Origin of the sequence: Stenotrophomonas sp. NPDC077659, from assembly GCF_050268705.1 — a bacterium.
Classification (GTDB): domain Bacteria; phylum Pseudomonadota; class Gammaproteobacteria; order Xanthomonadales; family Xanthomonadaceae; genus Stenotrophomonas.
The window spans coordinates 2,041-8,540 of record NZ_JBNNHG010000153.1; the positions used below are offsets into that span (position 1 = coordinate 2,041).

6 protein-coding genes are annotated in these 6,500 nt (G+C 68.3%); 3 read left to right on the forward strand and 3 right to left on the reverse strand.

Annotated elements, in window-relative coordinates; translation table 11 throughout:
• The first annotated feature begins 268 nt into the window (after window positions 1–268).
• Both dusB and ACQKDV_RS16535 read left to right on the forward strand, forming a co-directional pair.
• Window positions 269–1,264: a tRNA dihydrouridine synthase DusB gene (dusB, locus tag ACQKDV_RS16530; RefSeq protein ID WP_427785167.1), complete on the forward strand. Its 996-nt coding sequence runs from the start codon at window positions 269–271 to the stop codon at window positions 1,262–1,264.
• A 10-nt stretch (window positions 1,265–1,274) separates the two neighbouring features.
• Complete coding sequence (locus ACQKDV_RS16535; protein WP_427785169.1) at window positions 1,275–2,102, forward strand: methyltransferase domain-containing protein; 828 nt, start codon at window positions 1,275–1,277, stop codon at window positions 2,100–2,102.
• A gap of 89 nt (window positions 2,103–2,191) precedes the next feature.
• On the opposite strand, the gene ACQKDV_RS16540 is transcribed toward ACQKDV_RS16535, so the two are convergent.
• From ACQKDV_RS16540 to ACQKDV_RS16550, 3 genes are all read right to left on the reverse strand, one after another.
• Window positions 2,192–3,220 (reverse strand): metal-dependent hydrolase, encoded by a 1,029-nt coding sequence (locus ACQKDV_RS16540; RefSeq protein WP_427785171.1) that lies wholly within the window; start codon window positions 3,218–3,220, stop codon window positions 2,192–2,194.
• Window positions 3,221–3,385: 165 nt separating this feature from the next.
• On the reverse strand, window positions 3,386–4,186 hold the full coding sequence (locus ACQKDV_RS16545; protein ID WP_427785173.1) for a UDP-2,3-diacylglucosamine diphosphatase: 801 nt from the start codon (window positions 4,184–4,186) through the stop codon (window positions 3,386–3,388).
• Entirely contained in the window at window positions 4,183–5,880 is a 1,698-nt protein-coding gene (locus tag ACQKDV_RS16550) for a lysophospholipid acyltransferase family protein (protein ID WP_427785174.1), read from the reverse strand. Before ACQKDV_RS16550 ends, ACQKDV_RS16545 begins: the two co-directional genes overlap by 4 nt.
• Before the next feature lie 326 nt (window positions 5,881–6,206).
• Here ACQKDV_RS16550 and ACQKDV_RS16555 point away from each other — a divergent pair.
• On the forward strand, window positions 6,207–6,500 hold a 294-nt coding region (locus ACQKDV_RS16555; protein WP_427785176.1), incomplete at its 3' end, for an S-adenosylmethionine synthetase N-terminal domain-containing protein.

The following is a 6,500-nucleotide window of genomic DNA, read 5'->3' on the forward strand; positions in this document are numbered from 1 at the left end:
CCACGCATGGCGTGGATCTACCGGGTGCGCGTGCGGCCTCATCCACGCATGGCGTGGATCTACCGGGGCTGGGTGCAGTAGATCCACGCCATGCGTGGATGGGCGTTACCGACCGACCCAGCCGCCCACCATGACCGGGCCGTGGGGACGGCGGAAGCGACGATCAAGCATCTGCTGATGCCGGTGTGGCATGAGGTCGGTCCGGATTGGCCTGAACAGGGCCTGCGTTGACGCCGCGATACCGCCCCCGGCCCCCTACAATGAGCGCATGCAGATCGGCCCGTACACCATTGCCCCCAACGTCGTGCTGGCACCCATGGCCGGCGTCACCGACAAGCCTTTCCGCCTGCTGTGCAAACGGCTGGGCGCGGGCCTGGCTGCCTCGGAAATGACCATCAGCGACCCGCGCTTCTGGAGCACGCGCAAGTCCATCCACCGGATGGACCACGAGGGTGAGCCGGCGCCGATCAGCGTGCAGATTGCCGGCACCGAGCCGCAGCAACTGGCCGACGCCGCGCGCTACAACGTCGACCATGGCGCACAGATCATCGACATCAACATGGGCTGCCCGGCCAAGAAGGTGTGCAACGCCTGGGCCGGCTCGGCACTGATGCGCGACGAACTGCTGGTGGCGCGCATCCTCGAAGCGGTGGTCAACGCGGTGGATGTGCCGGTCACCCTGAAGATCCGCACCGGCTGGGACTGTGACCACCGCAACGGGCCGGTGATTGCGCGCATCGCCGAGGACAGCGGCATCGCCGCGCTGGCCGTGCACGGCCGCACCCGCGACCAGCATTACACCGGCCAGGCCGAGTACGGCACCATCGCCGAGATCAAGGCCGCGCTGCGCATTCCGGTCATCGCCAACGGCGATATCGATTCGCCGCAGAAAGCCGCGCACGTGCTGCAGCAGACCGGCGTGGACGCGGTGATGATCGGCCGTTCCGCACAGGGCCGGCCGTGGATCTTCCGCGAGGTGGCGCACTATCTGGCCACTGGGCAGGAACTGCCGCCGCCGTCGCTGCTGGAAGTGCGCGACATCCTGCTGGGCCATCTGCATGCGCTGCACGCGTTCTACGGTGAACCACAGGGCGTGCGCATCGCCCGCAAGCACCTGGGCTGGTACGCCAAGGACCGTCCTGAAAACGCAGCCTTCCGCGCGGTGGTGAACCGTGCCGAAGACCCGGCCAGCCAGATCGCACTGACCACCGAGTATTTCGACCGTCTGATTGCCGGGGAACCGGCGATGCCCTCCGCTGCCTGATGCCACGACCATGACCCCGCCGATCTCATCCCCGACCTACCTGCACGGCTTTTCCGGTACCGAACAGCAGCGCCTGATGATCCAGGCGCGCCTGCTGGAATCGAGCATCTTCGGCCAGATCGATTACACCGGTGCGCGCCGGCTGCTGGAAGTGGGCAGCGGCGTGGGTGCGCAGACGGAAATCCTGCTGCGCCGGTTCCCCGAACTGCACGTCACCGGGGTCGACCTGAGCGACGCCCAGCTGGCCACCGCGCGGGAGAATCTGGCACGCACGCCCTGGTGCAGTGACCGCTATACCCTGCAACAGGCCGATGCCGGCGAACTGCCGTTTGAGGCCCGCAGCTTCGATTCGGCTTTCCTGTGCTGGGTGCTGGAACACGTGCCCTCCCCTGCCCGCGTGCTCAGCGAAGTGCGGCGCGTGCTGGCCCCGGGCTCCCCGGTCTACATCACCGAGGTGATGAACGCCTCGTTCCTGCTCGACCCGTATTCACCGCACATCTGGCGCTACTGGATGGCCTTCAACGATTTCCAGCACGACCACGGCGGCGACCCGTTCGTCGGCGCCAAGCTGGGCAACCTGCTGCTGGCCGGTGGCTTCCGCGACGTGCACACCGAGATCAAGACCATTCACCTGGACAACCGCGAACCGGCACGCCGCAAGACGATGATCGCATTCTGGGAACAGCTGCTGCTGTCGGCCGCCGACCAGCTGCTGCAGGCCGGTTCGGTGGACGAGGAGACCGTGGACGGCATGCGCCGCGAGTTCCGCCTGGTGCAGAACGACCCGAACGCGGTGTTCTTCTTCTCCTTCGTGCAGGGCCGCGCGACGGTGTATTGAGGAAGCCATCCACGCATGGCGTGGATCTACCGCTCGCTGTTGGTCGGCACAGATGCTGACACTGGAGACCCTCCACGGATGGCGTGGATCTACGGTTCGTGCCAGATCCGCTGCCACATCGCGCCGAGGCGGCGGCCGACATCAGCGCGCGCGGCCGGGCTGCTGTAATCCGCGCGCTGCTGTTGCGGCACGATGGCCTGCCACTGCCCATCAACTTCCCGGGCCACGGCAAAGTTGAAGGTGTAGTCCGGTTCCAGGCCCATGCGCAGATCGCTCAGCACCAGCTGGCCATCCACCACCTGCGCACGCATGAAACCGCGGTTGAACCACTGCAGCCGCCGCACCGCCGGAATGGCGGAGGCCTCACGCAGCGCCTGCACGTTGGACGGGTAGCCCTCAAACCGCATCGGCCCCCGGTCGGCCACCAGCGAACGGTCACCCACCACGTAACCACTCGGGGTCATCGCCACCACCCGCCACAGCAGGGTGTTGAACGGCATCGGCACCGAGAACCGCGGCGCATCGCCCAGGCCCATCGCGGCCAGGCTCTGCTGCGCGGCGCGGTCGACCTGCGCCTTGGCCACCAGGCCCCAGCCCAGGTACGCGCTGCTGAGCAGCAACGACGCGCCCAGCACCTTGCCCGCCCAGGGGCGCGCACGACCGAACCAGGCCAGGATGCACCCCAGCAACAGCCACACGGTGTAGGCCGGGTCGATGATGAAGACGCTGGAGCCCATCGCAGGGTGCGGCCGCAGCGGCCACCACAGCTGGGTGCCGTAGACGGTGAACGCATCCAGCAACGGATGGGTGATCAGCGCCAACTGGATGGCCCAGAACCAGCGCAGCGGTGACTGCGCCACCCGGCCATTGCCGAAGCGCTTGAACAGCCACCAGATCAGCGCCGCCACCCATGGCAGTACCAGCAGCGAATGGCTGAAGCTGCGGTGGTCGACCATGTTGGCGACCGGATCGGCTGCAGCCAAGCCCAACCACAGCGCGTCGAGGTCGGGCAGCGTGCCAAGCGCGGCGCCGGCCAGTAGGGCCGCGCGGCGGTGGCCGGGCGGAGCGATGGCGGCAGCGACGGCGCCACCGAGAACGATCTGGGTCAACGAGTCCATGCGCCGATGCTAGCGCGACGGCTCGCGCAACGTCGACGTGCGGCGGAATGATGGGATGTGGCGGGGTAGAGTCGACTGTCAGTCGACCGCTCTTCGGTCACAGCGCGAAAATCCCGCGCTGCGCGCGATAGTCGACTGACAGTCGACTCTACCCCTCGCGCTGCATCACGCGGCCTGTCGGATGCGCGCGCCGGGCAGCGCCACCAGGGTCTGCCCGTGGTGGTCCAGCAGGCGCAAGGTGCCATCGTGGCCCTCGGCCAGCGCGGTCAGGCTTTCCACCCAATCACCATCATTGGCGTAGACCAGGCCATCGCGTTCGACCAGCGCAGCGCGGTGGATATGGCCGCAGATGATGCCGTCCAGGCCACGCCGGCGCACATCGTCCAGCCCGGCCTGGACGAAGCGCTCGATGTAGCGCTCGGCGGCGCCGCTGCGCTTCTTCAGGAATTCGGACAACGACCAGTAACGCATGCGCAGCCGGCGCCGCACCGCGTTCAGTGCCTGGTTGCCGGTGAGGATGCGGTAGTACAGCCAGTCACCGAAGCGCTCCTGCAGGCCGCCGAAGTGGGTCACGCCGTCGTAGTCATCGCCGTGCGCCACCAGCAGGCGACGCCCGTCGGCGGTCACGTGGATTGCGCGGCGGCGCACCTGCATGGCCGGCAGCATCAGCCCGCACACGTGGCGCAGCGAGGCATCGTGGTTGCCGGGAATGTAGATGATCTCGGTGCCTGCCCGGCGCAGCGCATGCAGCGCCTGGATGACATCGCTGTGCGAAGCGCGCCAGTTGGCACGGCGGTGCGCCATCCACCACAGGTCGATGATGTCGCCGACCAGGTACAGCCGCTCGCAGCGCAGCTGGCCCAGGAACGTGGCCAGTTCGGCGGCGTGGCAGTGGCGCGAGCCGAGATGCACATCAGAAACGAACACGGCACGCCGGTGCGGCGACAGGGTCGCCAGCGCGCTCATGCCGGTATCCCCGCGTCGCGCAGGTAGCGTTTGCGCTTGTTCGGCCGGATCGCCTGCAGGTCCACCTCGATCAGGCCGTCGATGGAGTCGCTGAAATCCGGATCGACGCCGAAGGCGAGGAAGCGCGCACCACCGGGTTCGCACAGATCGATGTACTGGCGGTACAGCGTCGGCACGCCGGTGCCCAGCGTGGCCAGGTTGGCCTTGAGCACATCGAAGGCCGCACCGGCATCGAGGTCACCAAAGCTGGGCGGTGCGGCGAAGTACTGGAACGGCTGGTTGGATTCGACCAGACCGCTGCGGCCACTGTAGTAACGCTGGTAGTAGGCCACCAGCTGTTCACGCGCTTCGCGCGGCAGCGCGGCGCTGATCGACACCGCACCGAACAGGTAGCGGATGCCCGGCTGGCACTGCAGATAGGCACCGATGCCCTGCCACAGGTAATCCAGGCTGCGGCTGCCCCAGTAATCGGGCACCACGAAGCTGCGGCCCAGTTCCAGGCCTTCGGCAATGCGTGGAATCGCATCGTCGGAATAGCGGAACAGCGAGGCACTGTAGAGGCCGGCCAGTCCACGGCGGGCCAGTGCCTGTGCGCCGCGCATGATGCGATAGGCACCGGCGATGCGCTGGGCACTGCCGTCCCAGATCACGATGTGCTGGTACTGCAGGTCGAAGTCGTCCAGATCGCGGCTGCGGCCGGTGCCCTCGCCCACCTGACGGAAGGTCAGTTCGCGCAGCCGGCCCAGCTCGCGCAGCAGGGCCGAATCGGCCGTGCAGGCGGCCAGCAGGATCTGCTTGCCGTCGCTGGTCTGGCCCAGCACGGTGGCCCGGGCGAGGTCGGCGGCCACCTGCGCCGGAGGCTCTGGTGCAGCCAGTGGTGCCGCTCCCGCAGGCGCGCTGCCAGCCGCCCCCAGCGCGTACAGCGCGCGGCGCACGGCCAGCAGCTGGGCACTGGGGTCGCCCTGGCCCAGCTGCATCGGCTGGCCGATGCGCAGGCGCAGCGGGCGGCCGCGGCGGGCAAACATCTCGCGGGCCAGCAGGGCGGTGCCGGCCGGCTTGAACAGGGTCGAAGCCCCGTAGAACAGCGCCGAATTGCGCGCTTCAACCCGCACCGGCAGCACCGGCGCTCCGGCGGCACGGGCGAAACGGACGAAGCCGCGTTGCCAGCGGCCATCGCGGATGCCCTGCAGCGACAGCCGCGACACCTCGCCGGCGGGGAACACGATCACGCACTGCCCGGCGTCCAGCGCCTGTTCCACCGCGTGCAGGCTGCGGCGCTGGGCTTTGCCGCCCAGGATGCGCACCGGCAGCAGCAGTTCCTGCAGCGGACCGATGGCAGCCAGCAGATCGTTGGCGATGATGCGGACGTCGCGACGTACCCGCCCGACCGCGTCCAGCAGGGCCAGCGCGTCCAGCGCACCGGAGGGATGGTTGGCCACGATCAGCAGACGGCCGCTGGGCGGAATCCGCGCCAGGTCCAGCGGATCCACCTGGTAGCCGCTTTCGAGGAACGCCAGGCCCGCAGCAACGAAATCGAAGCCGCGCAGGTGTGCGCTGCGCTGCAGGAAGGCCTCCACCCGGTCCAGCCGCGACCAGCGGCCGACACTGCGCAGCAGGGGCCGGGCCAGGCGCCCGCGCGGGCCGTGGAACCACGCGGGGAAACGTTGCTGCAAGCGCTGCTCAAGTTCCTGCATGGCGTGGTCACTGCTGCCCGGCGGCCGGATTGGCCGAGAGCCTGCGCCCGCCGTGGGGCAGGCAGATGGCGGTTTGGCGGCAGAACGATGACGGACCGGTCCTGTGCCCGGGTGAGCCCGCTGGCGCGCGCAGCCCACCCCGGCAATGGTCACGCGGGTGGAACACTGCCTGCGCACCATGGGGCCGAAGGCCTCGCCAGGCCTTGTCCCGGCTGCCACAACACCTTAACCACCGGCAACCCATACAGGTTCACAATGCACAGGCGGCGCACCCCGTGTATGATGCGCGCCCATCTTTCCATCCGAATCAAGGGATATACCGCCTGATGTCCAGCTATCTCTTCACCTCCGAGTCGGTCTCCGAAGGCCACCCGGACAAGGTTGCCGACCAGATCTCCGATGCGGTGCTGGACGCGATCCTGACCCAGGACCAGCGCGCCCGCGTGGCCTGCGAAACCATGGTCAAGACCGGTGTTGCCATCGTCGCCGGTGAAATCACCACCAGCGCCTGGATCGACCTGGAAGCCCTGACCCGCAAGGTCATCACGGACATCGGTTACGACAGGAGGGCGTGGCGTGGCGGCTGTGGCCGCAGTCGCAGCGGTTGGAGCCACAGCGCC

Bases quoted from the DNA above. Each gene is read 5' to 3' on its own strand.
- ACQKDV_RS16540 (WP_427785171.1), bottom strand. From the start codon at position 3,220: ATGGACTCGTTGACCCAGATCGTTCTCGGTGGCGCCGTCGCTGCCGCC.
- ACQKDV_RS16550 (WP_427785174.1), bottom strand. From the start codon at position 5,880: ATGCAGGAACTTGAGCAGCGCTTGCAGCAACGTTTCCCCGCGTGGTTC.
- ACQKDV_RS16545 (WP_427785173.1), bottom strand. From the start codon at position 4,186: ATGAGCGCGCTGGCGACCCTGTCGCCGCACCGGCGTGCCGTGTTCGTT.
- dusB (WP_427785167.1), top strand. From the start codon at position 269: ATGCAGATCGGCCCGTACACCATTGCCCCCAACGTCGTGCTGGCACCC.
- ACQKDV_RS16535 (WP_427785169.1), top strand. From the start codon at position 1,275: ATGACCCCGCCGATCTCATCCCCGACCTACCTGCACGGCTTTTCCGGT.